Annotated in this window: 3 protein-coding genes and 1 pseudogene; 2 read left to right on the forward strand and 2 right to left on the reverse strand. The window is 41.6% G+C overall.

The window, feature by feature from the left end; translation table 11 throughout:
- Window positions 1–178 precede the first annotated feature (178 nt).
- Entirely contained in the window at window positions 179–874 is a 696-nt protein-coding gene (locus IQ234_RS20215; RefSeq protein ID WP_193958388.1) for an HAD family hydrolase, read from the forward strand.
- Here the strand turns inward: IQ234_RS20215 and IQ234_RS20220 are convergent.
- Window positions 871–1,491, reverse strand: coding sequence for a CPP1-like family protein (locus IQ234_RS20220; protein WP_185238852.1), 621 nt, complete (start codon window positions 1,489–1,491; stop codon window positions 871–873). The genes IQ234_RS20215 and IQ234_RS20220 overlap by 4 nt on opposite strands.
- An 86-nt stretch (window positions 1,492–1,577) precedes the next feature.
- On the reverse strand, window positions 1,578–2,639 hold the full coding sequence (locus tag IQ234_RS20225) for a CIA30 family protein (RefSeq protein WP_193958389.1): 1,062 nt from the start codon (window positions 2,637–2,639) through the stop codon (window positions 1,578–1,580).
- A gap of 492 nt (window positions 2,640–3,131) precedes the next feature.
- Between IQ234_RS20225 and IQ234_RS20230 the strand changes: the two are divergent.
- Window positions 3,132–3,437 (forward strand): annotated as a pseudogene (locus IQ234_RS20230) (hypothetical protein); the annotation flags it as partial.
- Window positions 3,438–3,564 lie beyond the last annotated feature (127 nt).

The raw sequence follows: 3,564 nt of genomic DNA on the forward strand, positions 1-3,564 counted from the left end.
TCCCCACACCTCACACCTCACACCTCACACCCCACTTCCCACTCCCCTCTTCATAATTCATAATTCATAATTTCCACTCCCCACTTCCCTAATTTTTTTCCTGACAAAACTCTTGTCATTGTCAAGACTCTAGGGTAACTTGTATATAAAAATTAATAAAGCGAGAAGTATTAGAACGATGTTGAGACTAATTAGCGACTTTGACGGCCCGATAATGGACGTATCGGAGCGATATTACCAAGTTTATCAATACTGTTTACAGAAAACCGCCTATAAAGGTCAAATTATTGGGGAATTATCGAAAGCGGAATTCTGGCAGTTAAAACGGGATCAGGTTTCTGAGAAGCGTATCGGGGAAATGTCAGGATTAGATGAAGATCAAGCGCGTAAATTTGCCCATCTTCGTCGTCAAACTGTTCACACTTCACCCTATCTTGTCCACGATCGCCTGGTGGTTGGTTCTTTAGAAACTCTCCAGAAAATCCAAGAGTTAAAGATCGATTTAGTCGTGATGACGATGCGACGGGTATCCGAGCTAGATCATGCCTTTAATCGCTACGATATCGGTCGTTTTTTCGCCGCTAATCGTCGTTATTGTCTAAATAATAATTACACCAAAACCAACGACGTGCGCGACAAAACTCTGCTTATGGCTAAGGCCGCTAAAGAACTGCCAGCGGCTGCCGACACTTGGATGGTGGGGGATACGGAAGCGGATATTGCCGCCGCTAAGAGCCAAAATATCAAGGTTATTGGCGTATTATCGGGGATTCGCAGCCGTTCCCGTTTAGAGAGCTACGAGCCTGATTATATCGTCAATAACCTTGGGGAAGCAGTGGACGTGATCTTAGGATCCCTGCGAGCGATTGGTTAACGGAAAAAACTACTAATCACCCAAAAGATCAGAAAAGTGATGAGCGCATAAATTTGGCGATCACCAAAAATATTCAAATCAGCCTTGGCCGCTAAACTGGCTAATCCCGCTCCCAGAGCGACTCCTAGCACTAAACCAGCGAGAGTGAATAGTAAGGCGCGGCCAAAACGTTTTTCTTTGCGGTTGAAAAAATAGATATTAACGAAAACGCCAAAAGCTAGGAGCAGCGGTAAAAGGGAGCCACTGGGATCGGGAACTAACAGCGTGATTGCTCCTAAACAAGCGTAAATCACTGCTGGCACGGCGATATCCCTTGCAGAAGGTGTATCGATTAGGCTTTTCCACCAGTTAGGAGATTTGCCGCTAGTAACTGGTTTACTTTCCACCGGAATCGTCAGACGTTCGGGAAAACGAATGCGATCGGGTACTTTAATTCTACCTTCCTGTCGCATCCGCAGTCGATCCATGAGGACAGAATCGTAGGCCGCCTCGATCGATTCGACAATTTTGCTATCATTCTGATACTGTTGCACCAGTCTTTGTTTAGCCTCTTGAATTTCTTCAAAAGAGGATTCTTCAGTAACCCCAAGTTGTTCGTAGGGATTCTGTTCACTCATGAACATACCTCCTTAATTATGCTCCCGATAGTCATGATCTTAACCCTATGTTCAGTAGTGTAACTTGAGATCCAAGCTTATTTAAATTAATTAAGTTTAGCGAAAATCTGGGCAGAATCGATCACTTCGTAGGGATAACCACTGGCATCTAAGAGGCTTTTTTCGGCGATTTGTCCTTCTTTAACGATAATTAAGCGGTTTTTGCCACCATAGGCTTTAATTGTGACAATTTCTAAAGCAAATAACCCCGGAGAGAAACGAGGATTTAAGGCCCCATCGTACTCGAATTTACTCTGCATTAACTGCAAAGCATAGACGCTACTGCTATCAAAGGGTGCTGCCTCCCGCAGGGTTTTGGCCCGCAGCACTGGGATTAAATCACCAAAGGGAATAGAAATCGTTTGCAGGGTGCGATCAAGTGTATCAAAAGAATAACAGTAACCGATGCCGTCCCAACGTCCTTCACAACGCAGAATTAATTTATAGCGTTTTCCGTCCCCTTGTACCTGTAATTCTATTCCCTCGTAGTTAGATAAATTTAGGGGAGGATTCAGGTTTCTGGTGCGAACTGAGGCAAAACCGCCGTTATTTTCAGTTCTAACAATACCAGAAAAGAGAGCGCCTCCTCCGGTTAGGGTTATCTGACTCTCGCTCACTCCTCCCATTACCACATCATCCACCGCACCCCAGATTTCTTTGATGTCACTGCTGGGATTGCTAAAGTCAAAGAGGGTTTTTTCGGCGATTATACTGGGATTTTTCAGTAAATCGAGTAAATTGGCTAAACTATGGCGGTTATTCTCCCCTTGACAGTAGATAATCTCATCAATCCCCGTGAATAATTGCGGGGTTTCCAGAGCAAATAAATCGACATTTTCGCCGAATAATTGACGAGCATCATCAATATTATCGACTAAAGCGCGAATTTGATAGTTTTGCTGCTGTAGTTGAGCGATTACCTTTTTACCGATCGCATTTTCACCACCAATGACTAAAATAGTCTTCATGCCCTGCTCATTTGTTAGCTGAATTTTTTTATCTTCTCCGAAACCGAGCAGCTTTTGCAGACAACTCCAGAGGGGAATACTATCAAAATAGTCGAGAGTTTGCCAAAATCTCTGAAAATCCCAGCTTTTTAACTCAGCCATAAATTTTATCTCCTTACTGTCATTAATCTTTATTTTATCGAGTTAGCTTGGCTGTTTGAGATCAAAAGCTCTCCTGTAAAAATCAAAAATCTTCCGTTAGGTGAGGAAACTCCGAGACAGGAGGAGAAAAAAGACAAGAGACAACTATCCTACCCATAAAACCGAAGATGATGTCAAATTTATCTGTGCTTTTAGATATTTTGACCCGATAGCGGCTCGAGAACTTACTTTTGCAGGATATTAATTCTAACAAAAAATATTTTGGCCTTATTCGATTCCATACTATCTAAGTTTTTAAGCTCATTGAAACTACTAATTTGCCATAACCAGTCTAGAGAGCCAACGAGAGGAAGCTGCAAAAGTTGTGGAGTTAATTAACAATCATTCCCGAAAATGTCTTGACTATCTAACCCCCTTTGAGGTATTTTATCAAATATGATCGAATAGTGATGCAATTCAGATTTGAGTTTACTGCAAATTTTTTTAATCATCATGCCACAACAATCCTTAATCTCTAAAACCCCGACAGATCAAGCAATCCCCACTCCTGCGGCACAAAATAGTTTAAATGTCAAGTTTTTTGGAAAAATATTTTTATTGTCTCCCCTGTTGTTTTGGGGATTATTTGGTTTAGAAGTTAACTCGGTTAAAGCAGCAGAAAACCTACAATGTCCTGTCATTTCTAAGGAAGAGGTTGATACTAATGCTCTTAAAAGAGAAATTGCTAATTATTCAGCTACTCTGCGAGCCTATCCGAGCGAGCCTAACACGATTAAACTTTACATTCAACGGGGAATAAGACCTCCTGCAAAAATAGGAACTGATTATGTAAAATAAAGTAAAACACTCAGAAAAACAATGACTTACGAAAAAGTAAAAAATTTGAATCCAGAAGAGTTTAAACGCTTTTGTGGAGTATATCCTG

It is taken from the genome of Microcystis aeruginosa LEGE 91341 (genome assembly GCF_015206885.1).
Classification (GTDB): domain Bacteria; phylum Cyanobacteriota; class Cyanobacteriia; order Cyanobacteriales; family Microcystaceae; genus Microcystis; species Microcystis aeruginosa_H.